Origin of the sequence: Pseudomonas sp. FP453 (genome assembly GCF_030687495.1) — a bacterium.
In the GTDB taxonomy this organism is placed as follows: Bacteria; Pseudomonadota; Gammaproteobacteria; order Pseudomonadales; family Pseudomonadaceae; genus Aquipseudomonas.
The window spans coordinates 5,183,763-5,209,545 of record NZ_CP117435.1 but is presented as its reverse complement, the minus strand read 5'-3'; the positions used below and the strand labels follow the sequence as shown (position 1 = coordinate 5,209,545).

26 protein-coding genes and 1 pseudogene are annotated in these 25,783 nt (G+C 62.4%); 14 read left to right on the top strand and 13 right to left on the bottom strand.

Annotated features, from left to right (window positions below; genetic code table 11):
• Positions 1-15 precede the first annotated feature (15 nt).
• The 3 genes from PSH87_RS23705 to PSH87_RS23695 all read left to right on the top strand — a co-directional run bounded on the left by PSH87_RS23705 (position 16) and on the right by PSH87_RS23695 (position 2,383).
• Positions 16-480 carry a CreA family protein gene (locus tag PSH87_RS23705; RefSeq protein ID WP_015885841.1) on the top strand — a complete coding sequence of 155 codons (465 nt, stop codon included), beginning with the start codon at positions 16-18 and terminating at the stop codon, positions 478-480.
• A gap of 101 nt (positions 481-581) precedes the next feature.
• Entirely contained in the window at positions 582-1,064 is a 483-nt protein-coding gene (locus tag PSH87_RS23700; protein WP_017735027.1) for a glutathione peroxidase, read from the top strand.
• A 215-nt stretch (positions 1,065-1,279) separates the two neighbouring features.
• The gene (locus PSH87_RS23695) at positions 1,280-2,383 is read left to right on the top strand and encodes an NADH:flavin oxidoreductase (protein ID WP_305431346.1); all 1,104 of its coding nucleotides are present in this window, start codon (positions 1,280-1,282) and stop codon (positions 2,381-2,383) included.
• A 110-nt stretch (positions 2,384-2,493) separates the two neighbouring features.
• On the opposite strand, the gene PSH87_RS23690 is transcribed toward PSH87_RS23695, so the two are convergent.
• The 3 genes from PSH87_RS23690 to cysZ form a co-directional block, all read right to left on the bottom strand.
• Positions 2,494-3,210, bottom strand: coding sequence for a hypothetical protein (locus tag PSH87_RS23690; RefSeq protein ID WP_305431344.1), 717 nt, complete (start codon positions 3,208-3,210; stop codon positions 2,494-2,496).
• Between the two features lie 265 nt (positions 3,211-3,475).
• Entirely contained in the window at positions 3,476-4,654 is a 1,179-nt protein-coding gene (locus tag PSH87_RS23685; protein WP_305431342.1) for a glycosyltransferase family 1 protein, read from the bottom strand.
• A 54-nt stretch (positions 4,655-4,708) separates the two neighbouring features.
• Positions 4,709-5,458, bottom strand: coding sequence for a sulfate transporter CysZ (cysZ, locus tag PSH87_RS23680; protein WP_017735030.1), 750 nt, complete (start codon positions 5,456-5,458; stop codon positions 4,709-4,711).
• On the opposite strand from cysZ, the gene PSH87_RS23675 reads away from it, so the two are divergent.
• Together PSH87_RS23675 and trxB are read left to right on the top strand one after the other, a co-directional pair.
• Positions 5,457-5,612, top strand: a complete 156-nt coding sequence (locus PSH87_RS23675) for a hypothetical protein (RefSeq protein ID WP_305431339.1) — start codon at positions 5,457-5,459, stop codon at positions 5,610-5,612. The two genes, cysZ and PSH87_RS23675, sit on opposite strands and share 2 nt — an antisense overlap.
• 128 nt (positions 5,613-5,740) lie before the next feature.
• A complete protein-coding gene (gene trxB / locus PSH87_RS23670) occupies positions 5,741-6,685 on the top strand; it encodes a thioredoxin-disulfide reductase (protein WP_017735032.1) in 945 nt (314 codons plus the stop codon).
• Positions 6,686-6,875: 190 nt separating this feature from the next.
• On the opposite strand, the gene PSH87_RS23665 is transcribed toward trxB, so the two are convergent.
• The 6 genes from PSH87_RS23665 to PSH87_RS23640 are packed head-to-tail and all read right to left on the bottom strand — an operon-like array spanning position 6,876 to position 9,810.
• Positions 6,876-7,214: a HopJ type III effector protein gene (locus PSH87_RS23665; protein ID WP_017735033.1), complete on the bottom strand. Its 339-nt coding sequence runs from the start codon at positions 7,212-7,214 to the stop codon at positions 6,876-6,878.
• On the bottom strand, positions 7,207-7,503 hold the full coding sequence (locus tag PSH87_RS23660) for a DUF1244 domain-containing protein (protein ID WP_010206472.1): 297 nt from the start codon (positions 7,501-7,503) through the stop codon (positions 7,207-7,209). The genes PSH87_RS23665 and PSH87_RS23660 overlap by 8 nt, the downstream gene beginning before the upstream one ends.
• A gap of 23 nt (positions 7,504-7,526) precedes the next feature.
• The gene (gene folX, locus PSH87_RS23655; protein WP_003176029.1) at positions 7,527-7,898 is read right to left on the bottom strand and encodes a dihydroneopterin triphosphate 2'-epimerase; all 372 of its coding nucleotides are present in this window, start codon (positions 7,896-7,898) and stop codon (positions 7,527-7,529) included.
• 2 nt (positions 7,899-7,900) lie between these two features.
• Complete coding sequence (gene folE / locus PSH87_RS23650) at positions 7,901-8,461, bottom strand: GTP cyclohydrolase I FolE (protein ID WP_017735035.1); 561 nt, start codon at positions 8,459-8,461, stop codon at positions 7,901-7,903.
• A gap of 20 nt (positions 8,462-8,481) precedes the next feature.
• A complete protein-coding gene (gene folM, locus PSH87_RS23645; RefSeq protein WP_017735036.1) occupies positions 8,482-9,192 on the bottom strand; it encodes a dihydromonapterin reductase in 711 nt (236 codons plus the stop codon).
• 57 nt (positions 9,193-9,249) lie between these two features.
• A complete protein-coding gene (locus PSH87_RS23640; protein WP_017735037.1) occupies positions 9,250-9,810 on the bottom strand; it encodes an antibiotic biosynthesis monooxygenase in 561 nt (186 codons plus the stop codon).
• 212 nt (positions 9,811-10,022) lie between these two features.
• On the opposite strand from PSH87_RS23640, the gene PSH87_RS23635 reads away from it, so the two are divergent.
• Positions 10,023-10,982: a MerR family transcriptional regulator gene (locus PSH87_RS23635; RefSeq protein WP_305431334.1), complete on the top strand. Its 960-nt coding sequence runs from the start codon at positions 10,023-10,025 to the stop codon at positions 10,980-10,982.
• Positions 10,983-10,984: 2 nt separating this feature from the next.
• On the opposite strand, the gene PSH87_RS23630 is transcribed toward PSH87_RS23635, so the two are convergent.
• Together PSH87_RS23630 and PSH87_RS23625 are read right to left on the bottom strand one after the other, a co-directional pair.
• On the bottom strand, positions 10,985-11,590 hold the full coding sequence (locus tag PSH87_RS23630) for a hypothetical protein (RefSeq protein ID WP_017735039.1): 606 nt from the start codon (positions 11,588-11,590) through the stop codon (positions 10,985-10,987).
• 60 nt (positions 11,591-11,650) lie between these two features.
• Complete coding sequence (locus PSH87_RS23625) at positions 11,651-12,118, bottom strand: PAS domain-containing protein (protein ID WP_017735040.1); 468 nt, start codon at positions 12,116-12,118, stop codon at positions 11,651-11,653.
• A gap of 129 nt (positions 12,119-12,247) precedes the next feature.
• Between PSH87_RS23625 and PSH87_RS23620 the strand changes: the two genes are divergently transcribed.
• The 7 genes and pseudogenes from PSH87_RS23620 (at position 12,248) to PSH87_RS23590 (ending at position 22,156) form a co-directional block, all read left to right on the top strand.
• The gene (locus PSH87_RS23620) at positions 12,248-12,703 is read left to right on the top strand and encodes a flavodoxin (protein WP_257782556.1); all 456 of its coding nucleotides are present in this window, start codon (positions 12,248-12,250) and stop codon (positions 12,701-12,703) included.
• Between the two features lie 214 nt (positions 12,704-12,917).
• Positions 12,918-13,700 carry a class II aldolase/adducin family protein gene (locus tag PSH87_RS23615; protein ID WP_305431332.1) on the top strand — a complete coding sequence of 261 codons (783 nt, stop codon included), beginning with the start codon at positions 12,918-12,920 and terminating at the stop codon, positions 13,698-13,700.
• On the top strand, positions 13,700-14,602 hold the full coding sequence (locus tag PSH87_RS23610; protein ID WP_305431330.1) for an alpha/beta fold hydrolase: 903 nt from the start codon (positions 13,700-13,702) through the stop codon (positions 14,600-14,602). The genes PSH87_RS23615 and PSH87_RS23610 overlap by 1 nt, the downstream gene beginning before the upstream one ends.
• A 129-nt stretch (positions 14,603-14,731) precedes the next feature.
• A pseudogene (locus PSH87_RS23605) lies at positions 14,732-15,643 on the top strand (SDR family oxidoreductase).
• Positions 15,644-16,189: 546 nt separating this feature from the next.
• Positions 16,190-17,983 carry a DUF1302 domain-containing protein gene (locus tag PSH87_RS23600; protein WP_305431328.1) on the top strand — a complete coding sequence of 598 codons (1,794 nt, stop codon included), beginning with the start codon at positions 16,190-16,192 and terminating at the stop codon, positions 17,981-17,983.
• 26 nt (positions 17,984-18,009) lie between these two features.
• Complete coding sequence (locus tag PSH87_RS23595) at positions 18,010-19,368, top strand: DUF1329 domain-containing protein (RefSeq protein WP_026136567.1); 1,359 nt, start codon at positions 18,010-18,012, stop codon at positions 19,366-19,368.
• Positions 19,369-19,654: 286 nt separating this feature from the next.
• Positions 19,655-22,156, top strand: a complete 2,502-nt coding sequence (locus tag PSH87_RS23590) for a LuxR C-terminal-related transcriptional regulator (RefSeq protein WP_305431327.1) — start codon at positions 19,655-19,657, stop codon at positions 22,154-22,156.
• Here PSH87_RS23590 and PSH87_RS23585 read toward each other — a convergent pair.
• Complete coding sequence (locus tag PSH87_RS23585; RefSeq protein ID WP_305431326.1) at positions 22,153-23,028, bottom strand: helix-turn-helix domain-containing protein; 876 nt, start codon at positions 23,026-23,028, stop codon at positions 22,153-22,155. The two genes, PSH87_RS23590 and PSH87_RS23585, sit on opposite strands and share 4 nt — an antisense overlap.
• 138 nt (positions 23,029-23,166) lie before the next feature.
• Between PSH87_RS23585 and PSH87_RS23580 the strand changes: the two genes are divergently transcribed.
• A complete protein-coding gene (locus PSH87_RS23580; protein ID WP_305431324.1) occupies positions 23,167-24,069 on the top strand; it encodes a DMT family transporter in 903 nt (300 codons plus the stop codon).
• Positions 24,070-24,201: 132 nt separating this feature from the next.
• Here PSH87_RS23580 and norR read toward each other — a convergent pair whose 3' ends face one another.
• Positions 24,202-25,725, bottom strand: a complete 1,524-nt coding sequence (gene norR / locus PSH87_RS23575) for a nitric oxide reductase transcriptional regulator NorR (protein WP_305431322.1) — start codon at positions 25,723-25,725, stop codon at positions 24,202-24,204.
• Positions 25,726-25,783: the final 58 nt, after the last annotated feature.

The window sequence follows — 25,783 nt, the reverse complement described above, 5'->3', positions numbered from 1 at the left end:
CCAAAGGAATACACGATGCGCGTAATGAAGGGATTGCTCGGCCTGCTGCTGGCCATGCCACTGCTGGCCTCGGCCGAAGAAATCGGCCAGGTGTCGACCGTGTTCAAGTTCGTCGGCCCCAACGACCGGATCGTCGTCGAAGCCTTTGACGACCCCAAGGTCGATGGCGTGACCTGCTACCTGTCGCGCGCCAAGACCGGCGGCGTCAAAGGCGGCCTGGGCCTGGCCGAAGACCGCGCCGAAGCCTCGATCGCCTGCCGCCAGGTCGGCCCGATCCGCTTCAAGGGCGAGCTCAAGGACGGCGACGAAGTGTTCAAGGAACGCACCTCGCTGGTGTTCAAGACCATGCAGGTGGTGCGCTTCCTCGACAAGAAGCGCAATACCCTGGTTTACCTGGTGTACAGCGACCGCCTGATCGAAGGCAGCCCGCAGAACGCCGTGACCGCGATTCCGATTTTGCCGTGGCCGACCGCTCAGTAACCCGCAGGCGGGTTTTGTAATCGGCGTCTATGATTGCAGGCTTGCGGGTTGTAATCTCGACGAGCCGCTTTGCCAAGAACATGGGATATCTGGAGTTCGTCATGAGTGCTTTCCACGACCTGAAACTCAAAGCTTTGGACGGACAAGAGCTGCCACTGGCGCCCTTCAAGGGCCAGGTGGTGCTGGTGGTCAACGTGGCCTCCAAGTGTGGCTTGACCCCGCAATACGCGGCGCTGGAAAACCTCTACCAGCAATACAAGGACCAGGGTTTCACCGTGCTTGGCCTGCCGTGCAATCAGTTTGCGGGGCAGGAGCCGGGCAGCGAAGAGGAAATCCGCGAGTTCTGCAGCCTCAACTACGGCGTGACGTTCCCGTTGGGCAGCAAGCTCGACGTCAACGGGCCGGATCGTCACCAGCTGTATCGGCTGCTGGCGGGGGAGGGTGCCGAGTTTCCTGGGGATATCACCTGGAACTTCGAAAAATTCCTGCTGGGTAAAGATGGGCGCGTGCTGGCGCGCTTCTCTCCACGCACGGCACCGGACGATCCCACCATCGTCCAGGCCATCGAAAAAGCCCTGAGCTGAACCCATCACCGGTGGCGAGGGAGCTTGCTCCCGCTGGAGTGCGAAGCGCTCCCAATATTTTGGGGCCGCTACGCAGCCCAGCGGGAGCAAGCTCCCTCGCCACAGTTGTCCATCCTAGCTTTTATCCCTTAATCACCCAAATCAATAGTGATATTCAAGCCTGTGCGTGGCCAATATTATCCACGTCATAAACCCGCCTTACGTGGAGTACACCCATGCCTGTTCAAGCCTTGTTCAAACCCTTCCAGCTCGGTGCTCTGCAACTGTCCACCCGTGTGGTCATGGCGCCGATGACCCGCTCGTTCTCGCCGGGCGGCGTGCCCAACTCCAAGGTGATCGAGTACTACCGTCGCCGCGCCGCCGCCGGTGTGGGGCTGATCATCACCGAAGGCACCGTGGTCGGCCATCAGGCCTCCAACGGTTACCCCAACGTCCCGCACTTCTACGGCGAAGCGGCCCTGGCCGGCTGGAAGAAAGTGGTCGACGCCGTGCACGCAGAAGGCGGCAAGATCGTCCCGCAGTTGTGGCATGTCGGCAGCGTGCGCCGTATCGGTACCGAGCCTGATGCCAGCGTGCCGGCCTATGGCCCGACGGAAAAACTCAAGGACGGCAACGTGGTCGTCCACGGCATGACCATCCAGGACATCAAGGACGTGATCAACGCCTTCGCCCAGGCCGCCAAGGATGCCCAGAGCATCGGCATGGACGGCGTAGAGATCCACGGTGCCCACGGCTACCTGGTGGACCAGTTCTTCTGGGAAGGCAGCAACCAGCGCACCGACGAGTACGGTGGCAGCCTGGCCAACCGCTCGCGTTTTGCCATAGAACTGATCCAGGCTACCCGCGCCGCCGTAGGCCCGGACTTCCCGATCATTTTCCGTTTCTCCCAGTGGAAACAACAGGATTACACCGCGCGCCTGGTGCAAACCCCCGAGGCATTGGGTGAGTTCCTCAAGCCACTGTCTGACGCCGGTGTGGATATTTTCCACTGTTCTACACGGCGTTTCTGGGAGCCGGAATTCGAAGGGTCCGACCTCAACCTGGCCGGCTGGACGCGCCAGCTCACCGACAAGCCGACCATCACGGTGGGCAGCGTCGGCCTGGATGGCGAGTTCCTGCAATTTATGGTCAATACCGACAAGGTCGCGCAACCGGCCAGCCTGGAGAAGCTGCTGGAGCGCCTGAACAACGATGAATTCGACCTCGTTGCTGTGGGCCGTGCGCTGCTGGTGGACCCGGATTGGGCGGTCAAGGTACGTGAAGGACGCGAGGGGGATATCTTGCCGTTCAGTCGTGAGGCGTTGATGACGCTGGTTTGAAGTGGATGCTGAACGCTATTCCCGCTATCTGACGGGGGCTGGGTAGGGATACCCAGCCCCCGTCTGGTTTCAGATCGTCACTGATTCCAAGGCGTGTGGTTTGTTGTCGGTCAAGATGGGTTAGGCGTGAGGGAGTTCATCCGCCTGTTCGATGTAAAGGGCTGATAGGGAAAGGTCCGGTTCAGTATGTACGGACGATCCTGGGGCTGTGGCTGATATTCGTCGTAAGCGGTGGTCTGGTAGTCCGGGCGTTGGGGTTGTGCAGGGTTCCAGTCGTTTTCCGGGCGGTAGGGTTGCGGACGGTGGCAATTGGTGTCCGGTTGTTGGGGTTGTGCAGGGTGCCAGCCGTTGTCCGGGCGGTAGGGTTGCGGACGGTGCCAGCTGTTGTCCGGGCGCTGGGGTTGCGCAGGTTGCCAAGTGTTATCCGGGCGGTAGGGTTGCGGACGGTGCCAGCTGTTGTCCGGGCGTTGGGGTTGCGCAGGTTGCCAGCTGTTATCCGGGCGTTGGGGTTGCGCAGGTTGCCAGCTGTTATCCGGGCGGTAGGGTTGCGGGCGGTGCCAGCTGTTGTCCGGGCGCTGGGTTTGCGCAGGTTGCCAGCTGTTATCCGGGCGGTTGGGCTGCGGACGGTGCCAGCTGTTGTCCGGGCGTTGGGGTTGCGCAGGCTGCCAGCTGTTACCCGGGCGGTTGGGTTGCGGGCGGTGCCAACTGGTATCTGGGCGATGGGGCTGCGGGCGGTCTCGGCCGTGATCGATCTGCGGGCTTGTGGATGTGTAAGCATCTGCCGGCCGCTGAGTTGGCGTGTGATGAGGTAGGAGTTGTAGTGCCATTGATCCGTTTATCAGTGTGGACATAGTGCGCTCTATTAATGTTTCGTCATAAGTGACCTGCCTTTTCTGGGGGGGCTCCATCGGGAGGACACCCCTCGTACGGCAGGTGTCATGTAGGTGGTGATAGTTGGCGCGACGTTCCTGAAATATCCCGTTGTGGCATGCCGATTCAGACGGCGCCTCGGGAAAACTCCTAGTGTCTGGGCCATTGCGCGCGGGCTAGGCTGGCAGGAGGGCGAACCGACTCACGTTATCTGCTGACCATTCAACGAGCGTAAGGCACTGTTGGTGCAGCCAAATGTTCCTTGCACACACCCCGTAACTGGTTCTCGAATTGCTCGATAATCGCCGGCCAGCCCTGACGGCTGGCGTGCTGGCGAGCATTGAGCCGTGCCCTGCGCAAATTCTCTCGCTCTTCCAGCAGCCAGTTGGCCGCATCGCAAAACGCCTCCTCATCCCCGGGCATCGCCAGCACGCCGTTGTAGCCGTGGCGGATATGCTGGGTCGCGGCCGCCTGGTCATACGCCACCACGCCCAACCCCGAAGCCATGGCCTCCAGCACCACATTGCCGAAGGTTTCGGTCAGGCTGGGAAACAGGAACAGGTCACCCGACGCATAATGCCGCGCCAGCTCTTCGCCGCGCTGGGTGCCGCAGAACACCGCGTCGGGCAGTTCACGCTCCAGCAGCGGGCGTTGCGGGCCATCGCCGACGATGATCAGTTTCAGCCGCCGCTGTGGGTAAGTGCTGCGCAGGGAGTCAAAGCAGCGCTTGAGCACGCCGAGGTTCTTTTCCTGGGCGAGGCGCCCTACATGCAGCACGGCAATATCGTCATTGCCCAGGCCCCAGTTCTCTCTCAGTGCATTGTTACGCTTGGCTGGGTGGAACAGCTGGCTGTCCACCCCGCGCGACAGCATCCCCAAGCGCTCGAAATGCCGGCGCTCCAGTTCCAGGCGTTGGCTGGCGCTGGGTACCAGGGTCAGGGTCGAACGGTTATGGAACCAGCGCAGGTAGTGGGTGACCACTCGGCTCAGCAGGCTCAAGCCGTATTGGTTCGAATACTGCTGGAAATTGGTATGAAACCCGCTGACCACGCTGATCCCCAGGCGCCGTGCCGCGCGCAAGGCCGATAAGCCCAGCGGCCCTTCCGTGGCGATGTACAGCACGTCCGGGCGTTGGCGCGTCCAACGCCTGAGCAACTTGTGCATCGACGACTGGCCCCACTGCAGGCCCGGGTAGCCCGGTAATGGCCAGCCACGGCACAGCAGCAATTCGTTATCGCTGGTGCGACTCTGGTCGCTGCCCTGGCGCGGGCGCACCAGCTCGACTTGATGGCCGCGCGCGCGCAAACCGTCGCACAGGCGGCCAAGGGTATTGGCCACCCCGTTGATCTCAGGCGGGAAGGTTTCGGTAATCAGGGTGATGTGAAGCGAGGCTGTCGTCATGACCCACAGTGTCACTGTGGGCCGTGTCGTCATTGTGTCATTGGGATGATGGATTTATGACTTGGCCATCGTCTCGGCACCCTGCTCACGCACCCAGAACAACGTGGCCCCGGCCACCGCTGCCGGCATCATCAGCAGGTTGACCACCGGCACCAGCAGCACCAGGTAGACAATCCCGCCGAAGCTCATGCTCTGCCAGCGTTTCTGGCGCAGCCAGGCGAGCATTTCGTTCCAGCCCAGCTTGTGGTTGTCCGCCGGATAGTCAATGTATTGGATCGCCATCATCCATACCCCGAACAGCAGCCACAGCGGCGCGGCGATCAGGTTGACCACCGGAATGAACGACAGGATAAACAGGCCGATGGCCCGCGGCAGGAAGTAACCCAGCTTGCGCATTTCCCGGGCCAAGGTGCGTGGCACCATGGCGATCAGTTCGCCCCAGCTGAACGCCGGGAAGTCATCGGTGCCGCGCACCACCACTTCGACTTTCTCCGAGAGAAAACCGTTGAACGGCGCGGCGATGATATTGGCCAGCATGGTGAAGGTGAAAAACACCATCAGTACCACCAGCACCACAAACAACGGCCACAGCAGGTAATTCAGAAAACTCAGCCAGCTTGGCAGCGTCGGCATCAAGTGATCGACCCACAGGCTGAACTGATGGCCGGCGAAATAGATCAGGCCGACGAACAGCACCAGGTTGATCGCCAGCGGCAGCAAGACAAACAGGCGCAGGCCAGGGCTGAGCACCAGTTTGAGGCCTTCACGCAGGTATTGCGGGCCGGAAAGAGCGGGGGCAGGCATGGACAACTCCGAGCAAAGGGACGAACGCGCCGACCTTACCGGCTTTGTAACCTGGGTGAAAGCGGCGACATCAGCGGTAACAAAGGCGTCGATCAACCACGCCAACTGCATAGAGACCGCCTATGAGCTGGATTGTTATTCCGTATTTCCTTAATCTTGCCCCCCTCTATACGCTGCACCCATTATTTTTCAGGACGTGCGAGTTCAAGCCTTCCCCAAGTGCTTCGCGGTCCTTTTTTATTCCAGCCACCTTGTTGTCCGGGTGGTCGATAGGAGTGAGTCATGTCTGATACCCGTCATTCGCGAGTGATTATTCTCGGTTCCGGCCCCGCCGGTTACAGCGCTGCCGTCTACGCTGCCCGGGCCAACCTCAAGCCGCTGCTGATCACCGGCATGCAGGCGGGCGGCCAGTTGACCACCACCACCGAAGTCGACAACTGGCCCGGCGACGTGCACGGCCTGACCGGCCCGGTGCTGATGGAGCGCATGAAAGAACACGCCGAGCGCTTTGAAACCGAGATCGTCTTCGACCACATCAATAAAGTCGATTTCTCGAAAAAGCCTTACAGCCTGACCGGCGACAGCGGCGTCTACACCTGTGACGCGCTGATTATCGCCACCGGCGCCAGCGCCCGTTACCTGGGCCTGCCGTCGGAAGAAGCGTTCATGGGCAAAGGCGTTTCCGCCTGCGCGACCTGCGACGGTTTCTTCTACCGCAACAAACCGGTCGCCGTGGTCGGTGGCGGCAACACCGCCGTGGAAGAAGCGCTGTACCTGGCCAACATCGCCAGCACCGTGACCCTGGTTCACCGCCGCGAGACCTTCCGCGCCGAGAAGATCCTGATCGACAAGCTGCACGCCCGTGTGGCTGAAGGCAAGATCATCCTCAAGCTCAACGCCACCCTGGACGAAGTCCTGGGCGACAACATGGGCGTGACCGGTGCCCGCCTGAAAAACAACGACGGCAGCTTCGACGAGCTGACAGTCGACGGCGTATTCATCGCCATCGGCCACACGCCGAATACCTCGCTGTTCGAAGGCCAGCTGGAATTGAAAGACGGTTATCTGATCGTGCAGGGCGGCCGTGAAGGCAACGCCACTGCCACCAGCATTGAAGGTATCTTTGCCGCCGGTGACGTGGCTGACCACGTGTACCGTCAGGCCATCACCTCGGCCGGCGCTGGTTGCATGGCGGCATTGGATGCCGAGCGTTACCTCGACGACTGAGGCGCGCTGCAACATAAAAAAACCGGCTGAGAGGCCGGTTTTTTTATGTTCGCGATTCAAGCAACACCCAGTTCTTCAGGTGTTGACCCAATCCCTGTGGGAGCTGGCTTGCCTGCGATAGCGGTGTATCCGCCACCACCGCCATCGCGGGCAAGCCCGGCTCCCACATTGATCGTGTTCCGCTGTTGGATCAGCGGCGAGTCAGGGGTTGTGCGGTGAACTTCACGCCGGCCAGGCCATGGGCGATCAACGCCCGAATGTTGCCGTGGTCGCTGCCCTCAGGCGTGGCCACCACCGAACGGTAATGCTCACCAAATGCCAGCAGCGCTTCCTGATCGCTCAAGCCTTCCAGCACAGCCAGGCCCAGGGTCTTGCACGAGCCCTCGTTCTGCCCGGCGGCGTTTTCCACCTCGCCATTGGTAAAGGCTTGTGGTTGGTAGTCATAACCTGCGGCAACAAAAGCCAAGGTATCGGCAAAAACATGTTCGCCACTGTTAAGGCTGGCGCGCAGGGTATTCAAATCAGTCATGGGTTTTTCCTTTGGCGAACGCCGCCTGTTGGTCGGCGCTGGCTTCTTTCTGGTATTGGGCTTTCCACTCGGCGTACGGCATGCCGTACACCACTTCACGGGCGTCATCGAGGCTCAGCTCGATCTGGCGCTCATCGGCCTCGGCCTTGTACCACTTGGACAAGCAGTTGCGGCAGAAACCGGAGAGGTTCATCAGGTCGATGTTCTGCACATCCTTGCGGCTGTCCAGGTGGGCCACCAGCCGGCGGAAGGCGGCGGCTTCGAGTTCGAGGCGTTGTTGGTCGTTCATAGGGCTCACGCAAATCTCAGGGGTTAGCGGCTGGCCGCCAGGGTAATCGACACCGATTCGGCAAAGCGCAGCGCATGGGGCTTGTCCACTTCGACTTCGGCGTACAGCACCGATTCATTGCTCATCACCAGGTCCAGCAGCTCCTGGGTCAGACGCTCCAGCAAGGCAAAGCGGTTGCCTTCGACGTGGGCAATGATGGCCTTGGTGATGGTGCGGTAGTTCAGCGCGTGGTCGATGTCATTGTCGCGCACGGCTTCCTGGGCGGCATACAGGATGGTCAGGTTGATCAGCACATCCTGCTTGTTGAGGATCTCGTCCTCGTTGATGCCGATGTAGGTGCGCAGGCACAGGTCCTTGACCCGGATGCGCGCCATGCCTGGTTGAAGTTGTGGCATTGCTACTTGCTCCGTCCGATCAGTTGCAGGAACTCCATGCGCGTGGTGTTCGACTCGCGGAACGCGCCGAGCATCACCGAGGTGTTCATGGTTGAATTCTGTTTCTCCACGCCGCGCATCATCATGCACATGTGCCTGGCTTCGATCACCACCGCCACGCCGGCGGCCTGGGTCACTTGCTGGATGGCGTCGGCGATTTGCCGCGTGAGGTTTTCCTGGATCTGCAGGCGCCGCGCATACATATCGACGATGCGCGCCAGCTTCGACAGGCCGAGCACCTTGCCGGTCGGAATATAGGCCACATGGGCCTTGCCGATAAAGGGCAGCAGGTGGTGCTCGCACAGCGAGTACAACTCGATGTCCTTGAGGATCACCATCTCGTCATTGTCGGAGGTGAACAGTGCGCCGTTGACGATGTCATCCAGGTTCTGTTCGTAGCCGTGGCACAGGTACTGCATCGCCTTGGCCGCGCGCTTGGGGGTGTCGAGCAAACCTTCACGCTCCGGGTCTTCGCCCAGGCTCTTGAGGATCTCGCGGTAGTGTTGGGGCAGGGACAAGGTCATACAACATCCTCACAAACGGCTTACTTGATATGCCGCCCGCCGTTGACGGTCAGGGTGGTACCGGTGACATAGGGGTTGTCCAGCAGGTAACGCACGCTCTGGTAGATCACCTCGGGCCCGGGTTCGGTGCCCAGTGCGGACTTGGCCAGCACCTTGGCACGGTAGGCCGCGTCGTCGCCGTCGTTGAACATCACCATCGCCGGGGCGATGCCGTTGACCTTGATCAGCGGCGCGAACTGCGCGGCGAACGACAGCGTGAGGCTGTCGAGCCCGGCCTTGGTGGCGCAATAGGCAATGTGCTGGCGGCTGCCCTTGCGCACCACGTCATCGCTGATATGCACGATGTCGGCTGGCGTGGAGCGTTGCAGCAAAGGTGAACAATGCAGGTTGATCAGGTACGGCGCAAGCATGTGCACGCTGAACATGTCGGTAAAGGCGCGGCTTTCGTCGCCGGGTGTTTCCGCGACCCAGGCCGAGGCGTTGTGGATGATCGCGCGCAGGCTTTGGGTATGGCTGTTCAGTTCGGCGATAAATGCCATGACGCCGGCTTCGCTGGAGAAATCGGCAAACACACCGATCGCCCCGCGCTCGCGCAGGGCCTGCACGCCAGGGCGTTCGCTGCGGTAGCTGAAAATCACCGCGTGGCCGTCGTCCAGCAGACGCTGGGCGCAATGCAGGCCGACACGCTGGCCGGCGCCGGTGATCAGGATCGGGGCGTGTGTTGCAGTCATTGGGGGGCTCGATTCGCTGGCAGGCTCAAATCATACCAGCGCTGCGGCCCCCTGTACTCACGCGGCGGCTTCGCTGGCCTTGCGCGGTGCGGGCACGGGATGCAGCCAGTTGGCCAGCAGGTGGGTCGACAGCGGAATGAACAGGTAAACCATCAGCGGCGTCAGGGCCAGGGTGCTGACCAGCACACGCGGGACCAACTCCAACTCGGCGAGCAACGGGCCCAGCGCAAAGTTGAAGATCAACGACACCGGGAAAAATGCCAGCCAGATCGCCACGGCCTGCTTCCAGCGCGGCGGTCGTGCGCCGATGGCGCCAAACCAGCCATCAATGCCACTCACACGATGCTCGGACGGGTCGGCGAACAGCTCGCTGCCACGGCCCAGCCAGGCACTGCGGGACGCGGAAAACTCCCAGGCATGCAGGGTTTTTTCGTCGGCAAAGCGGAAGATGATCTGGAATTCGTCATCATTGGGCGGCGGCGCAAGCACGCCTGAACCCAGGTAACCGGGAAAGTCCGTGGCCAATTGCTCGCCTTCGCGCAGCCAGGCCATCAACTCTTCGTAGCGACCTTTGGCCACGCGGCGCGCAACCATCAGGGTGACTGGTGAGGTAGACATTGTGTATCTCCAAATATACGGGTGCGCTGGGCCGGGTAGGCGGCGCACGAACATGGCGGCGGGGTAGTGCCGCTATGTAAAAACAGGCAAGGATTATTCCTGTTTTGCAAAAATACGCCAGTGGCATTGGTCCGAAGCTTGGGGAACTTGAAAAAGACAGGTCTTAAGGCGTTAAATGGCGACCCCAATTGCCATTGGTTTTTTGGTCTCAAATGCCCGTGATTACTGCTCCGCTTGATAGCATTTTGCATCTGGATGCGACTGATCCCGATGAGCTGTTTCCGATTCGTGAAGTGTCGAGATTGACAGGCATAAACCCGGTCACCTTGCGTGCCTGGGAGCGGCGCTACGGCCTGATCCAGCCCACTCGCACCGAAAGCGGGCATCGCCTCTATTCCAAGGCCGATATCGAGACGGTCAATCGCATCCTCGACTGGATCGAACGGGGCGTTGCCGTCAGCAAGGTCGGCAAGATCCTGGCCCGCGACGACCAGCAGGCGCACGCCGTTCGTGGCGAGCGCGACATGGTCGAGGAGACCGAGTGGCCGCAATGGCAAGCAAGGTTGAGGCAGGCCGTGAGTGCCTTTGACGACCGGCGTCTGGAGCACCTGTACGGGCAGATCTTTGCGACCTACCCCCTCAGCGTGGCATTCCAGGACATCCTGATGCCCCTCTGGCACGATCTGCTTCGTCATCAGGGCCGCTTTGGCCAGGCCAGCGAATGGTTGTTCTTCGATGCCTTTTTGCGGGTGCAGGCCTGGCAGCGCCTGAATGTCGGCTGTGCGTCATCGGCCCCGCGCGTGTTGCTGGCGGCCATGCCCGGTGAGTGCCGTAAATTGGAGCTGCTGGTGGCAGCCCTAATGATCGGTCGCGATGACCTGGCGGTGAAGGTGATCGCCATGGGCCAGCCTGTGGATGAGTTGATGCTGCTGTGTGAAAAGACCCGGCCCCAGGCGCTGATCGTGTATTCCAACCACTCCCATGGCCAGGATTTGGCCGGTCGCCTCAACCGCTTGGCGCTGACCCTGGATTGCCCGTTGTTCCTGGCGGGGGCGGCATCGGACCTGGCCGAGGACGATCTGGCCGGTTCTTCCGTCGGTTGCCTGGGCAATGAAGGACGCTTGATGCAGCGCCGCCTGCAACAGTTTCTCAGTGGTCGGCTGGATACCTGAGATCAGGCGTGCACGTGCGGGTGGACCAGGCGGTGCTGGTGCAGGATGAATTGGCGCAGGCGCTCGATTTCATCCGCATCACTCTGGTTCAGGCGATAGGCGAACAGGCCGCGCGCGGTTTCCCGCTCCAGCGTGCCGCGTAGCGCAATGCGTTCGTAGCCGGAAGGGCTGAACCACAGGGCAAAGGTCTTGGGCGCCTTGACCCGGCCACGGATCTCCACCAACACCCCCTTGAACGACACTTCGTGTACCCACAAAGCACCGGGTGTGCCCTTGATGTTCTCCAGTGCTACTGGCGTTTCGAGCGCCAGGCGCCATGGGCGGATCATCGGGCCGTCTTCGAAAATGCTCGGCACCCCCAGACGCAGATGCACCGCATGAAACTCATCTTCCACTAGATGCAGGGGGAAGGTGAGTTGCTGGTTATCGAACTGCGCCTGGATGGTGACATGGTCGTGGGCGGCCAGTCGGGTCAGCAAATCGCGGATCTGCGCACCGCCGTTGACCGTCAGGCTCGACGAAGCATCCCGCAGGTTGAGCTGGGGGTTGTGCTGCATGTTCTGAATGAAGTCCAGCTCATCCTGGGTCAGAAGCGCGTCGCGGTGCATTGATCTTGCTCAATGGGGAGGGTGTTAAAATGCCATTATCCTCTCTACTGACCCCGTTTTCTAAATTTTGTTAGATCCGCTCGTCGCTTTGAGGGCGGCCAGCTCGGCCTTGACCTCGGCCAATTCCCGTTCCAACTGGGCCACGCGTTGCTGGGCCTGGACCTGGAGGGTGACGTCTTTTTGCACACCGACAAAGTAGGTCTGCTTGTCGGCCGCGTTGTACACCGTCGAAAGCGACAGTTCGTTAAAGAAGTGTGTGCCATCTTTGCGGTAGTTGCGCAGGATCTCACGGCACGCACCGCCGCTGTCCAGCGCCTCACGAATGGCCATCAGCCCCGGTTGATCGCGGTCACCCGACTGCAGGAATCGGCAGTCCTGATAGAGGATGTCGTCCAGGGTGTAGCCGGTCAGCCGTTCGAATGCCGGGTTGACGTAGATCAGCGGCTTGTCCTTGCCTTCCCGTTCGGCGACGACGATGCCGTCGTTGGAGGCGTTGACGACCAGTTGCATCAGTTTGGCGTTAATCATTGAGCGGTCCATGGCTTGTTTTTGGCGATTGGAGTGTATGGCAACGCTTGAATGTTGCACGTGGCTCACTGAAAAATTTGTGTCAGCTGCTAATATCCCACGCTTTCACTCAACTACAGGATCAGATTGATGAAAGTCGCCATCCTTTCCGGCTCGGTCTACGGCACCGCTGAAGAAGTCGCCCGCCATGCCGCCGGTATCCTCAACGCCGCCGGTTTTGAAGCCTGGCACAACCCGCGCGCCACCCTGGCAGACGTGCAGGCCTTCGCTCCCGACGCGTTCCTGGCGGTGACATCGACCACCGGCATGGGTGAGTTGCCCGACAACCTGCAACCGCTGTATTCGAGCATCCGCGATCAATTGCCCGCCGCCTGGCGCGGCCTGCCAGGCGCGGTGATCGGCCTGGGCGACGCCAGCTACGGCGACACCTTCTGCGGCGGTGGCGAGCAACTGCGTGAACTGTTCGGCGAGTTGGGCGTGCGCGAAGTCCTGCCGATGCTGCGCCTGGACGCCAGCGAAAGCGTCACCCCGGAAGCCGACGCCGAGCCGTGGCTGGCTGAACTGGTCACTGCACTGCGCGGCTGATCGGAGACTCGCGCAGCCCCCCGCCTGTCGAGGCGCCGCGCCTTTATTGGCGGCGCTTCTCTGACGCTGCGTGCACGGATTTGAACTATTCTCTTGGCTGACTCGTTCGGTCACCAAGCTGGCTGCGAAGGCGACTCCTTCCGTCATGAGGTCTGGCTAGACTGGCCCTTCACTCAAAAAAACAATAAGAAAGTGCGCCAAGGAGGTCGTTGCCGTGAGCCTAGCCCCCGTTCTATCGCCGCAAAATGTCCAAGACCAGGTCAGCGCTGCCGAATGGCAAGCCCGTGTCGACCTGGCAGCCTGCTATCGCCTGGTGGCGTTGCATGGCTGGGATGACCTGATCTTCACTCACATCTCGGCCAAGGTGCCGGGCACCGATGATTTCCTGATCAATCCGTACGGGCTGATGTTTCACGAGATCACCGCGTCGAGCCTGGTCAAGGTCGATCAGGCCGGCAACAAGCTGATGGACAGCCCCTACGAGATCAACCCGGCGGGCTACACCATCCACAGCGCGATCCATGAAGTGCGCCATGACGTAAGCTGTGTGCTGCATACCCACACCGCCGCCGGTGTCGCGGTAGCGGCGCAGAAACAGGGCGTGCTGCCGATCAGCCAGCAATCGATCTTCGTGCTGGCGAGCCTGGCCTATCACGCCTACGAAGGCGTGGCGCTGAACCACGAAGAAAAGGCGCGTTTGCAGGCCGACCTGGGTGACAACAATTTCCTGATGCTGCACAACCACGGCCTGCTGACCTGCGGCAGCACCATCGCCGACACCTTCTTGATGATGTTCACCTTCCAGCGTGCCTGTGACATCCAGGTGCTGGCGCAAAACGGCGGCGCCGAGTTGATCCCGATCGGCCCGCAGATCCTGGCCGGGGCCAAGGCGATGGTGGCGGCCGTCACCAAGAGTGCACAAGGGATGGGGGGCGCGCTGGCCTGGCCGGCGTTGCTGCGCAAGTTGGACAGCATCGATCCTGGGTATACAACCTGATGCCACTCGCCGAGATCCCGCTCAGCGCCTGGCGCAAGCGCAGCCAGAGTTTTGTCTTCCGTGGCCGTACCCTCCGTTATTGGGTGGCGGGGCAGGGCGAGCCGCTACTGCTGATCCATGGCTTCCCCACGGCCAGCTGGGACTGGCATTACCTGTGGCAGCCCCTGGCCCAGCGCAACCTGGTGATTGCCTGCGACATGCTCGGTTTTGGCGATTCGGACAAACCCGTCGATCACGAGTATTGCCTGCTGGAGCAGGCCGATGTGCAACAGGCGTTGCTGGAGCACTTGAGTGTGGATCAGCCGGTGCATGTGCTGGCCCATGACTACGGCGACAGCGTTGCCCAGGAATTGCTCGCGCGGCATTACGAAGGCCGCTTCCAGATGGCCAGTTGCGTGTTTCTCAACGGCGGCCTGTTCCCCGAAACCCATCGGCCGGCGCTGGTGCAGAAACTCCTGCTCAGCCCGCTCGGCTGGATGATCGGCCGCGCCTTTGGGCGCAATGCCTTGTCCGACAGCTTCCGGCAGATCTTCGGCCCGGCGACGCGCCCCAGCGAAAGCGCCCTGGATGATTTCTGGAGCCTGCTCAACTGCAACGATGGCACGCGGATTCTGCACAAGCTGATCGCCTATATCCCCCAGCGTCGCCGCTTGCGTGACCGTTGGGTGGAGGCGATGCAGCGCGGGGATGTGCCGTTGCGGGTGATCGACGGGGAGGCTGATCCGATTTCCGGTGCGCATATGGTGGAGCGTTACCAGCAACTGGTGCCCGAGGCCGATACGGTGTTGCTGGCGAACATTGGCCACTACCCGCAGATCGAAGCGCCGGTGCAGGTGCTCAAGCACTACCTGGCGTTTCGCGAGCGGATCGCCGGGCCGATGCCCTACATGGCCTATTCCTGAGCGCTTCGACTCATTAGCCATCATCCCCCAGCCTTATCGCGCACCATTCAGCCCTGGCTGACTTTATTGTGACCAAACGCCCCGTGCCTGACACTCAACCCATTCCCATTGTCGCCAGCGGAGTTCGGTATGAGTGAGTCAGTGCAGTTCCAGGATAAGGTCGTGATCGTCACCGGTGCCGGCGGCGGGTTGGGCCGGGCCCATGCGCTGCTGTTCGCCCGGCACGGCGCCAAGGTGTTGGTCAATGACCTGGGCGGCTCGACCCAGGGCGAAGGCGCCAATGCCTCGGCGGCCGACCGCGTGGTCGCGGAAATCCGCCGCTGGCGGTACTGCCGAAGCCAACCATGACTCTGTCACCGACGGTGACAAGATCGTGCAGCACGCGCTGGACGTGTTCGGCCGCATCGACGTGGTGGTCAACAACGCCGGCATCCTGCGCGACAAGACCTTCCACAAAATGGACGACAGCGACTGGGACCTGGTTTACCGGGTGCATGTCGAAGGCGCCTACAAAGTCACACCCGCGCCGCCTGGCCGCACATGCGCGAGCAAGGTTATGGCCGGGTGATCTTCACCGCCTCCACCTCGGGCATCTACGGCAACTTCGGCCAGTCCAACTACGGCATGGCCAAGCTCGGCCTGTATGGCCTGACCCGCACCCTGGCGCTGGAAGGGCGCAAGAACAATATCCTGGTCAACGCCATCGCCCCGACTGGCGGCACGCGCATGACCGAAGGCCTGATCCCGCCGCAGGTGTTCGAGCGCCTCAAGCCGGAGCTGGTCAGCCCGCTGGTGGTGTACCTGGGCAGCGAGGCGTGCGAGGAAACCGCCGGCCTGTTCGAAGTGGGCGGCGGCTGGATCGGCAAGACCCGCTGGGAGCGCAGCCTGGGTGTGGGGTTCGACCCGGAAGCGGGCTTCTCGCCCGACGACGTGGCCGCGCACTGGCAACAGATCTGCGACTTCGAAGGCGCTGCTCACCCCAAGGACAACATCGAGGCCCTGAAGGAAATGATGGCCAACTTGCAGAAGTACAGCCTCTGATCGTTGCTGTAAAAACATTGAATACTGCGGGGCGCTGACGGCGCCCCGTTTTATTGCGGGCATAAAAAAGGCCGCTGCATAGGCAGCGGCCGAAGTAAGACGTTGGATCAAGGAGCAACAAATCCACGTCAGTGAACACGGGTAACAGATTGAAAACAGGCATCAATCCAGCTGAGTCTGGCTGTTCTTCCTGTTGCGGAAGCGGGCTGTTTGCCCTGAAAGCGCGCTAAGAATAGTCGGTTGTAACAAAATGAGTAATAGCGCTTCAGGACAAGGACTGTTACCAATTCAGCAATGATCGTTCCCACGCTCTGCGTGGGAATGCATCTGTGACGCTCTGCGTCACCCGCGCGAGCGGCTCAGTGGGACGCGTCATCCATTGGCCTGATAAGCCACCATCCATTCGATCCATACCCCCGCCCAAACCCGCGGCCTGCGCGGCCGCTCATCCTTTCGAGCGACAACACGAATCCCTCCTTGGTGCGCTTATCGCTCCTGATGCGCGGCAGTAGGGTGGGGCCTTCTGTCACTCACCGGGGAAGACGCATGACAAAAACAACAATGCGCGCCATCTTCACGCCTCAGGCGCTGGCCGCTGCGGTTGCACTGGGTTGCTGTGCGCAGGCGCAGGCTGTTTCGTTCAACATTGGCGATGAGATCGAAGGGCAATTCGACTCCTCGCTGTCGGTCGGCGCGAGTTGGGGCATGCGCGATGCCGATAAGAAACTGGTGGGCACCGTCAATGGTGGCACCGGGCAGGCGTCTACCGGGGATGACGGACGGCTGAACTTCAAGAAGGGCGAAACCTTCTCCAAGATCTTCAAAGGCCTGCACGACCTGGAACTCAAGTACGGCGACAGCGGCATGTTTTTGCGTGGCAAGTACTGGTACGACTTCGAACTGCAGGACGAAGACCGCGAATTCAAACAGATCAGCAACCACCACCGCGACGAAGGCGCGCGCTCGTCCGGTTATCAACTGCTGGATGCCTTCGTCTATCACAACTATTCCATTGGCGACCAACCGGGCAACGTGCGCCTGGGCAAGCAGGTGGTGAGCTGGGGCGAGAGCACCTTTATCGGTAACTCCATCAACAGCATCAACCCCATCGACGTGTCGGCCTTCCGCCGCCCCGGCGCGGAGATCAAGGAAGGGCTGATCCCGGTGAACATGCTGTTCGGCTCCCAAAGCCTGACCAACCAACTGACGGTGGAGGGCTTCTACCAGTTGAACTGGCAGAACACCGTGCTGGATAACTGCGGCACCTTCTTTGGTGGCGACGTCGCGGCCCATGGTTGCAACGGCAACTACACCGTGGGCAACCCGGCGATTGCACCGTTGCAACCGGTGGCCGCTGCGTTCGGGCAGGGCTTTCAAGTGACCCGTGAAGGGGTGATCGTGCAGCGCGCCCGGGACCGCGAGGCCCGTGACGGCGGCCAGTTCGGCGCGGCCCTGCGCTGGCTGGGGGATGATACCGAGTACGGCCTGTACTTCATGAACTACCACAGCCGCACGCCGACCGTGGGCACCATCACCAACACCACCACGCTGGCCAGGCTCGGCGCCATCTCCGGCGCAGCCAACGGCATCGCGCCCGGCACCGGCTCAGGGCTGGTCCAAAGCCTGATGCTCGGCCGTGGCCAGTACTACCTCGACTACCCGGAAAACATCCGCCTGTTCGGCGCCAGTTTCTCCACCACCTTGCCCACCGGCACCGCGTGGACCGGCGAAATCAGCTACCGCCCGAACGCGCCGGTGCAGCTCAACACCACCGACCTGACCCTGGCCCTGATCAACCCGGTCGCCGGCCAAGCGGCATCACCGATCCGCAGCAACTTCGGCGACGACAACAAAGGCTACCGCCGCAAGGAAATCACCCAGATCCAAAGCACCATGACCCAATTCTTCGACCAGGTGCTGGGCGCCGAACGCCTGACGTTGGTCGGTGAAGCGGCCTTTGTGCACGTCGCCGGGCTGGAAGACAAATCCAAACTGCGTTACGGCCGCGACTCGGTCTACGGCGCCTACGGCTTCCAGGGTGACACCGACGGTTTTGTCACGGCCAACTCCTGGGGCTACCGCGCCCGGGCGATCCTTGACTACAACAACGCGATTTTCGGGGTGAACCTCAAGCCCAACCTGTCGTGGTCCCACGACGTCGCCGGCTACGGCCCCAACGGCCTGTTCAACAAGGGCGCCAAGGCCATCAGCGTCGGCGTGGATGCGGACTACCGCAGCACCTACACCGCCAGCCTGAGCTACACCGACTTTTTCGGCGGCGACTACAACACCCTCACCGACCGTGACTTCCTCGCCCTCAGCTTCGGCGTGAACTTCTGATCTGGCTAAAAGAAGGACAAGACTCCATGCGTAAGACACTTGCTGTATTGGCTCTGAGTTTGCTGGCGGCCCATGTCATGGCCGCCGTATCGCCCGAAGAAGCCGCCAAGCTCGGCACCAGCTTGACCCCGGTGGGCGCCGAAAAAGCCGGCAACGCCGACGGCTCGATCCCGGCCTGGACGGGCGGCATTCCTGCAAATGCCGGCGCGGTGGACAGCAAAGGCTTCCTCGCCGACCCGTTCGCCAATGAAAAACCGCTGTTCGTGATCACCGCTGCTACCGTCGACAAGTACAAGGACAAGCTGTCCGAAGGCCAGGTGGCGATGTTCAAGCGCTACCCCGAGACCTACAAGATCCCGGTGTACACCACCCATCGCACGGTCAACTTGCCGGCGGATATCTATGAGTCGATCAAGCGCAGTGCGCTGAACGTCAAGCCGATCAACGACGGCAACGGCCTGGAAAACTTCACCGGCAACCGCTACTACGCCTTCCCGATTCCAAAAAATGGCGTGGAAGTGCTGTGGAACCACATCACCCGTTACCACGGCGGTAACCTGCGCCGCATCATTACCCAGGCCACGCCGCAGACCAACGGCAGCTACACGCCGATCCGCTTCGAAGAAGAAGTGGCGGTGCCGCAACTGATCCCCGACATGGACCCGGCCAAGGCGGCCAACGTGCTGACCTTCTTCAAGCAATCGGTGACCGCGCCGGCGCGGCTGGCGGGCAACGTGCTGCTGGTGCACGAAACCCTCGACCAGGTGAAGGAACCGCGCCTGGCGTGGATCTACAACGCTGGCCAACGCCGCGTACGCCGTGCGCCGCAAGTGGCGTATGACGGGCCGGGCACTGCGTCCGACGGCCTGCGTACGTCCGACAACTTCGACATGTTCTCCGGCGCCCCCGACCGCTACGACTGGAAACTGGTGGGCAAGAAGGAGATGTACATCCCCTACAACAGCTACAAACTGGACCAGCCGACCCTCAAGTACGACGACATCATCAAGGCCGGCCACATCAACCAGGACCTGACCCGCTACGAACTGCACCGCGTGTGGGAAGTGGTCGGCACGGTCAAGCCGAGCGAGCGGCACATCTACGCCAAGCGCCACATGTACATCGACGAAGACAGCTGGCAAGTGGCGCTGGTGGATCACTACGACGGCCGTGGCCAACTGTGGCGGGTGGCGGAAGGGCATGCGCAGTTCTACTACAACCACCAGACCCCGGCGTACACCGTGGAAACCCTGTACGACATCATCGCCGGGCGCTACATCGCGCTGGGCATGAAGAACGAGGAGAAGAGCAGCTTCGTGTTTGGCTTCAATGCCAAGGCGGCGGACTACACCCCGGCGGCATTGAGGGCTGAAGGCGTACGCTGATTCTTCAACTCTACAACCTAGTGGGAGCCGCTTTATGTGGGAGCTGGCTTGTGTGGGAGCTGGCTTGCCTGCGATGCAGACACCTCGGTATGTCGTTCGGACCGAGGTGATGCTATCGCAGGCAAGCCAGCTCCCACATAAGCCAAAGCTCCCACACAAAGCAGCTCCCACATTTGCTTTTGTGCATGGCCGCCAATCACCCCGCTGAATACTTCTTCAACAACCCTTAGCCACAGGACTAGGGTACGCATCAGGTTGCATAACAATAAAAAAGCAGGATGCAGCAATGACCGCCATGACACGCTGCCTGGACCGTCCTGGATTCATGCCCCGGCTGTCCGCCCACCATCTGCTGCGCCCGCGCCTGGCCGCGCCGTTGTTGGCGGCGCAGGCCCGGGTCAAGCTGCTCTGCGCCCCCGGCGGCAGCGGCAAGAGCGCGTTGCTCGCCGAGTGCGCCTTGCAGGCGCCCAACGGTTGCCAGGTGTATTGGCTGCCGCTCAATGGCATCACCCTCAGCCCGCTGGAATTATGCCAGCGCCTCGCCCTGAATCTGGGCCTGACCTTTACCGATGAAGCCACGCTGCTGCTCGACCTCGCTCGTTGGCAGGCCCCGGCGTGGTTGTTCCTCGATGATTTCAGCCGCCTGCCCGCGCCCGAGCTGGACGCGTTGCTCGACCGCCTGCTCACCGCCAGCAGCCCGGCGTTGACCTGGTGGCTCGGCGCCCGGCGCCGGCCGCTGTGCAACTGGCCGCGCTTGCTGCTCGACGATGAATTGCTGGAATGCAGCAGCAGCGAATTGGCCTTCAGCGCGGCGGAAATCCAGCTGCTGCTGAGCCCCGGGCACAGCGTGGACAGCGTCATGCAGTTCAGCGCCGGGTGGTGCGCCGGTGTGCGCATCGCCTTGCTCGGCGACGGGCACCCGGACAAGACCCTGCTCGATTACCTGCAACACGAACTCTTCAGCACTTTGCCAGCCGAGCTCGCCGAGGCCTGGCGCGTGCTCGCCCATCTGCCGCGTTTCAACGCCGGCTTGTGCGAGCACCTGTTCGGCTTTGGCGACGGCGATCAGTACCTGCACGACTTGCAGGCCCTCGGCGCCTACATCCAACCGTGGGAAGACGCCGCCGACTGGCTGCAAGTGTTCCCGCCCCTGGCGCACTTGTTGCGCGATGAACCCTGGCCAGCCAAACGCTCCTGGCACCGGCGGGCGTGCCAGTGGTTCACCGCCGAACAGGACTGGCAAGCGGCGTTCGAGCAAGCGCTGCTGGCCGAAGAGTACGAGGTGGCGGTGAGCCTGTTGCAGCACTTCAGCTTCGAAGACCTGTTTCGCCAGCAGAACGCCGTGCTGCTGTTGCGCCTGCATGAGCAGCATGGCGATGAATTGATGCTCGGTTCGGCGCAATTGGTCGGCTTGGTCACGGCGGCGTTGCTGTTTGCCGGGCGCTTCGACCAGGCGGCGCTGTGCATCGATCAGTTGGCGCGTTTTGCGCCGCAACCCACAGCGGCGCAACAGGCCTATCTGCTGGGGCGCTGGCAGGCGCAGTGGGGCTGGTTGCTGCACCTGCGCGGCGATGCCGACGGCGCGCGCGAGCATTTCCTCGAAGCCCTGCAAGCGTTGCCCGACAGCGCCTGGACATCGCGCCTGATGTGCCTGTCGGGGCTGACCCAGCAGGCCTTGCTGCGCGGCGAGTTGGACGTGGCCCAGGCCTTGAGCCGCGAGGCGCTGTGCCTGGCCCGTGCCCATGGTTCGTTGGTGCTGGAAGCGTTGCTGGAGTTGGACCACGCCCAGTTGCTGGAGCAGCGTGGCGCGCCTTACCGCGCACAAAGCCTGCTGGAAGGGGTGCAGGCGATGTTGCTCAAGCAGCGCCTCAAGGCCGGGCCGCTGGTGGGGCGGATTGCCTTGCGCCGTGGGCATCTGGCGTTGCGCCAAGGGCAGGACGTGCTGGCCGCCGAGTGTTTCGACGCCGGCTTGCCGATGTGCCTGCACAGCCAGGACAAGCGGGTGCTCTACGGTTTTCTCGGCCTGGCGCTGTTGGCAGCCAACCGTGGCGATTACGCCCAGGCCTTTGTCCAACTGCGTGACGCCGAGCGGCTGATGCAGCAGCGCTTGGTGCCGGAATCGGTGTATCGCGCGGTGTTGCTGTTGGTCAGTGGGCACTTCTGGTTGCAGCAGGGCCGCGCCGAGTTGACGGTGGAAGCGGTGCGCCGGGTGCTGCGCCATTTCCGTGGGCCGCAGGCCAAGCAGGCGCCGCCGGCGACCTTGGAGTTGATACCGCGCCTGGAATATCTGCTGGTGCTGGCCGAGGTCAAACTGGGCTGTGCCGAGCAACCGCTGGAGCGCTTGAGTGCCTTGCTGGCGACCGTCCAGCAGCGCGGCATGTTGTGCCTGGAAACCGAACTGCACCTGGTGCTGGGCGAGGTGGCCTGGCAACTCGGCGACTTGGCCTTGGCGCGGCGTTCGTTGCAGGCCGGCTTGGAACTGGCGGCGCGTTGCCAGGTGCAGCAGGCGATTCGTGAGCTGCGTTTGCGCTCGCCGGGGTTGTTGAGTGACGTGGGGCTTGAAGCGCCAGTGTCGCCGGCCGGGACGGCGGAAAACCCCCTGAGCCAGCGCGAACTGGAAGTGCTGCAACTGATTGCCCAAGGCAGCTCCAACCTGGAAATCGCCGACCGCCTGTTTATCTCCCTGCACACGGTCAAGACCCACGCGCGGCGCATCCACAGCAAGCTCGGCGTGGAGCGGCGCACGCAAGCCGTGGCCAAGGCGAAGACGCTGGGCTTGATGGTCTAGGCGCAGAACGCCTGGCGGTATTCGCCGGGCGTGGCGCCCATGGCCTGGCGAAAGCGGCTGGTGAAGTGGCTGGCGCTGGAAAAACCGCACATCAGGGCGATCTCGCCCAGGGGCAGGGCGCCGCCGCGCAGCAGCGACTGGGCGCGGGTCAAGCGGCGCGCCAGCAGGTACTGATGAGGTGGCAGGCCGAAGCTTTGGCGGAACATCCGCGCGAAATGGTATTCCGACAGCGCGCACAACCCGGCCAATTGGCCGAGGCTGATGGGGTCTTCCAAGTGTTGGTCGATGTACTCCACCAACAATCGCCGCTGGTACGCCGCCAACCCGCCTTTCAACCGTAGGCCGTCGCGTGCGCCGACCTGGCTGAGCAGGGTGTGGCTGAGCATTTCATGGGCCAGGCTGCTGGTCAGCAGGCGTTCGGCGGGTTCGTGCCAGTTGAGGGCGATCAACTGGTGGAAGCGCCGGGCCTGGCTGGCGTCCTCCAGGAAGGTGCTTTCGCGCAGTTGCAGCGTGCGCGGCTCGCGGTCGAGCAAGGTGACGCAACCGAGGGCGAACTGTTCCGGGCTGAAATACACGTGGGCCAGGCGGATCTCGCCGTTGATCACCCAGGCCGACTGATGCTCGGCCGGCAGGATGCACAGCTTGTCGGGGCCGCCCTTGGTGCCGGGCTGGTCACGGCGGAATGTACCGGTGCCCCCACCGATGTAGCAGGACAAGGTGTGGTGGCTCGGCGCCTGGTAATCCTGGGCGTCGTGATGGTTGCTCCACAAGGCCGCAGACAAACCGTCACCGAGCTCGGCGCAGGCTTCAAGGCGTGCGTTGGGCGAGCGGTTAAGGGCTTGGAAGACTTGCAGGGATTCCAGTTCGGGCATGGTGAGCACTCGTTGACGCCTTGCATCCTACTCCGCGGCGCTGGCGCTGTGATCCCGCTGGGCGACAAAAGCGCAAGAATCTGCAAGAGACTTGCCCGGGATGGGCGCGACACTGAGGCTCAATCGATGGAGCCCGCTATGAACCTTTCCCTGTATTTACTCACCGTGCTGATCTGGGGCACCACCTGGATTGCCCTCAAATGGCAGCTGGGCGTGGTGGCGATCCCAGTGTCCATCGTCTATCGCTTCGGCCTCGCCGCGCTGGTGCTGTTCGCGCTGTTGCTGCTCAGCCGCAAGCTGCAGGTGATGAACCGGCGCGGGCATTTGATCTGCCTGGCCCAGGGCTTGTGCCTGTTTTGCGTGAACTTCATGTGCTTCTTGACGGCCAGCCAGTGGATCCCCAGCGGCCTGGTGGCGGTGGTGTTTTCCACGGCCACGTTGTGGAACGCGCTGAACGCCCGGGTGTTTTTCGGCCAGCGGGTGGCGCGCAACGTGCTGATGGGCGGCGGTCTGGGTTTGGCCGGTTTGGGCTTTTTATTCTGGCCGGAGCTGGTCGGGCACACCGCCAGCCCGCAGACCTTGCTGGGGTTGGGTTTGGCATTGCTGGGGACCATGTGCTTCTCGGCGGGCAACATGCTGTCGAGCCTGCAACAGAAGGCCGGGCTCAAGCCGCTGACCACCAACGCCTGGGGCATGGCCTATGGGGCGGCGATGTTGGCGACCTATTGCGCGGTGCGTGGGATTCCGTTCGAGATGGACTGGAGCGCGCGGTACATCGGCGCGTTGTGGTACCTGGTGATTCCGGGCTCGGTGATCGGGTTTACCGCGTACCTGACGTTGGTCGGGCGCATGGGGCCGGAGCGTGCGGCGTATTGCACGGTGCTGTTCCCGGTGGTGGCGCTGAATGTGTCGGCGTTTGCCGAGGGCTACCAATGGACTGGGCCGGCGTTGGTGGGGTTGGTGCTGGTGATGTTGGGGAATGTGTTGGTGTTCAGAAAGCCCAAGCCCGTCACCCCGGTCCTCAAGGCACAGCAAATCTAATGTGGGGCTGGCTTGTGTGGGAGCGGGCTTGCCCGCGAAGGCGGCCTGTCAGTTAACACAGATACAGCTGACCTACCGCTATCGCAGGCAAGCCAGCTCCCACACAAGCCAGCTCCCACAGTTACCGCGTCACTATTTGAGACCGAGGCGCTTGGCCATGCGGCCGAGGTTGGCGCGGTCGAGGCCCAGTTCGCGGGCCGCACTGGCCCAGTTGTGCTGGTGGCGCTCCAGGCAGGCGCTGATGATCTGGCGCTGAAAGTGCTCGGTGGCCTGGCGCAAATCGCCGGTTACCACGGGCATCACGTCGGCCGGGGCTTCAATGGCGGGCGCGGTGACGTCCGGCAAGTCGAGGTCCTGGGCGCTGAGGCTGAGAATCTTCGGCCGCTCGCGGCAGTTGCCCAGGGCTTTCAGCGCGCTGCGGCCGATCAGGTGTTCCAGTTCGCGCACATTGCCCGGCCAGTTGTAGGCCAGCAGCGCCGCCTGCGCGTCGCTGGTCAGGCGCAGGCTGCCCAGGCCCATGCGTGAGCGGTTCTGTTCGAGGAAGAAACCGGCCAGCAGCAACACATCCCGCCCGCGTTCGCGCAGGGCCGGCACTTGCAGCGGGTACACGCTGAGGCGGTGGTAGAAGTCGGCGCGGTAGCGGCCGTTGCGCACTTCTTCGGCGAGGTCGCGGTTGGTGGCGGCGATCAGGCGCACGTCGACGTGATGCTCCTTGTCCGAGCCCAGGCGTTGCAACTGACCGCTTTGCAGCACGCGCAGCAGCTTGGCCTGCACGGTCAGGGACAGCTCACCCACCTCATCGAGGAACAGCGTGCCGCCATTGGCCAGTTCGAACTTGCCGCGGCGCTCGTTCAATGCGCCGGTGAACGCGCCGCGCACATGGCCGAACAGCTCGCTTTCCACCAGGGTTTCCGGCAGGGCCGCGCAGTTGAGGCTGATCAGCGGTTTGTCCGCACGGGGCGAGGCGGCGTGGATCGCCTGGGCGACCAACTCCTTGCCCACGCCGGTTTCGCCGGTGATCAGCACGGTGAGGTCGCTGCCGCCCACCAGCTTGCTCTCTTCCACCAGGCGCTTGTGGGGTTTGCTCTGGCCGATCATTTCCTTGTGCTGCTGGCCGCTGGCTTCGCGGTAGATTTCGGCGCGCAGGGTCAGGTGCTCGATCCGTTCGGCGACGTTGACGGTGGCGGCGGCGAGGCTGGCGAAGGCTTGCAGGGCGTCCAGTTCGACCCGTTCGAAGCGCTCGGTGTCGAGGGCGTCGAGGGTCAGCAGGCCCCAGGGTTGGTCGTCGACAAACAGCGGGCAGCCCATGCAGTCGTGGACTTCCAGCTGCCCATGCAGGCCGGCGACCAGGCCGTCGTAGGGGTCGGGCAATTCGCTGTCGCTGTCAAAGCGCGTCGGCCCGGGGCTGCTCAACAGCACCTCAAAACGCGGGTGCTCGCTGACTTTGAAACGCCGGCCAAGGGTGTCGGGGCTCAAACCGTCCACCGCCAGCGGCACCAGCCACTCACCGTCCAGGCGCAACAGCGCGGCGGCATCGCAGGGCAGCAGGGCGCGCATGGCTTGCAACAAGCGGCGGTAGCGCTCGCCTTCGGGCAGTTCGCGGGACAGGTCGGCGACCAGGGGCAGCAGGGTGGTGAGCAGGGATTGCGCAGTCATAATGACTCCTTGTAGTCCTTATGACTATAAAGCGTAGGAAGTCATACTGACTACATAT

Coding starts and splice junctions, on each gene's coding strand:
- PSH87_RS23705 (WP_015885841.1), top strand. CDS start 16: ATGCGCGTAATGAAGGGATTGCTCGGCCTGCTGCTGGCCATGCCACTG.
- PSH87_RS23700 (WP_017735027.1), top strand. CDS start 582: ATGAGTGCTTTCCACGACCTGAAACTCAAAGCTTTGGACGGACAAGAG.
- PSH87_RS23695 (WP_305431346.1), top strand. CDS start 1,280: ATGCCTGTTCAAGCCTTGTTCAAACCCTTCCAGCTCGGTGCTCTGCAA.
- PSH87_RS23690 (WP_305431344.1), bottom strand. CDS start 3,210: ATGGCACTACAACTCCTACCTCATCACACGCCAACTCAGCGGCCGGCA.
- PSH87_RS23685 (WP_305431342.1), bottom strand. CDS start 4,654: ATGACGACAGCCTCGCTTCACATCACCCTGATTACCGAAACCTTCCCG.
- PSH87_RS23675 (WP_305431339.1), top strand. CDS start 5,457: ATGGACAACTCCGAGCAAAGGGACGAACGCGCCGACCTTACCGGCTTT.
- cysZ (WP_017735030.1), bottom strand. CDS start 5,458: ATGCCTGCCCCCGCTCTTTCCGGCCCGCAATACCTGCGTGAAGGCCTC.
- trxB (WP_017735032.1), top strand. CDS start 5,741: ATGTCTGATACCCGTCATTCGCGAGTGATTATTCTCGGTTCCGGCCCC.
- PSH87_RS23665 (WP_017735033.1), bottom strand. CDS start 7,214: ATGACTGATTTGAATACCCTGCGCGCCAGCCTTAACAGTGGCGAACAT.
- PSH87_RS23660 (WP_010206472.1), bottom strand. CDS start 7,503: ATGAACGACCAACAACGCCTCGAACTCGAAGCCGCCGCCTTCCGCCGG.
- folX (WP_003176029.1), bottom strand. CDS start 7,898: ATGCCACAACTTCAACCAGGCATGGCGCGCATCCGGGTCAAGGACCTG.
- folE (WP_017735035.1), bottom strand. CDS start 8,461: ATGACCTTGTCCCTGCCCCAACACTACCGCGAGATCCTCAAGAGCCTG.
- folM (WP_017735036.1), bottom strand. CDS start 9,192: ATGACTGCAACACACGCCCCGATCCTGATCACCGGCGCCGGCCAGCGT.
- PSH87_RS23640 (WP_017735037.1), bottom strand. CDS start 9,810: ATGTCTACCTCACCAGTCACCCTGATGGTTGCGCGCCGCGTGGCCAAA.
- PSH87_RS23635 (WP_305431334.1), top strand. CDS start 10,023: ATGCCCGTGATTACTGCTCCGCTTGATAGCATTTTGCATCTGGATGCG.
- PSH87_RS23630 (WP_017735039.1), bottom strand. CDS start 11,590: ATGCACCGCGACGCGCTTCTGACCCAGGATGAGCTGGACTTCATTCAG.
- PSH87_RS23625 (WP_017735040.1), bottom strand. CDS start 12,118: ATGATTAACGCCAAACTGATGCAACTGGTCGTCAACGCCTCCAACGAC.
- PSH87_RS23620 (WP_257782556.1), top strand. CDS start 12,248: ATGAAAGTCGCCATCCTTTCCGGCTCGGTCTACGGCACCGCTGAAGAA.
- PSH87_RS23610 (WP_305431330.1), top strand. CDS start 13,700: ATGCCACTCGCCGAGATCCCGCTCAGCGCCTGGCGCAAGCGCAGCCAG.
- PSH87_RS23600 (WP_305431328.1), top strand. CDS start 16,190: ATGACAAAAACAACAATGCGCGCCATCTTCACGCCTCAGGCGCTGGCC.
- PSH87_RS23595 (WP_026136567.1), top strand. CDS start 18,010: ATGCGTAAGACACTTGCTGTATTGGCTCTGAGTTTGCTGGCGGCCCAT.
- PSH87_RS23590 (WP_305431327.1), top strand. CDS start 19,655: ATGACCGCCATGACACGCTGCCTGGACCGTCCTGGATTCATGCCCCGG.
- PSH87_RS23585 (WP_305431326.1), bottom strand. CDS start 23,028: ATGCCCGAACTGGAATCCCTGCAAGTCTTCCAAGCCCTTAACCGCTCG.
- PSH87_RS23580 (WP_305431324.1), top strand. CDS start 23,167: ATGAACCTTTCCCTGTATTTACTCACCGTGCTGATCTGGGGCACCACC.
- norR (WP_305431322.1), bottom strand. CDS start 25,725: ATGACTGCGCAATCCCTGCTCACCACCCTGCTGCCCCTGGTCGCCGAC.